Below are 253 nucleotides of genomic sequence, written 5' to 3' on the forward strand. Positions count from 1 at the left end.
GCGTTTCTTTATTGCCCGGAGTCTTGGCAATTTTTTGCCAGTCGGTGATGTCATCGGGAGTGGTGGGTTTAAACTGATGCCCTTCGGCTTTCAGCAGCCTGGTTTTCCCAACAGTTGTAAGCTCACCCTTCGTGGTAGCGTAGTGCTGCAGTACTGACTGATCAAGCCCGCGGCTCATGGCAAACCCAGCAAGCGTTTCTTTATTGCCCGGAGTCTTGGCAATTTTTTGCCAGTCGGTGATGTCATCGGGAGT

The 253-nt window shown here is 51.8% G+C and carries 1 protein-coding gene; it reads right to left on the reverse strand.

Going from position 1 to position 253, the window contains the following annotated elements; genetic code table 11:
• The coding region (locus tag CIC12_RS11240) for a hypothetical protein (RefSeq protein ID WP_168664194.1) at positions 1–253 on the reverse strand (253 nt) is incomplete at both ends.

It is taken from the genome of Paraburkholderia sp. SG-MS1, from assembly GCF_012275575.1.
GTDB lineage: Bacteria > Pseudomonadota > Gammaproteobacteria > Burkholderiales > Burkholderiaceae > Paraburkholderia.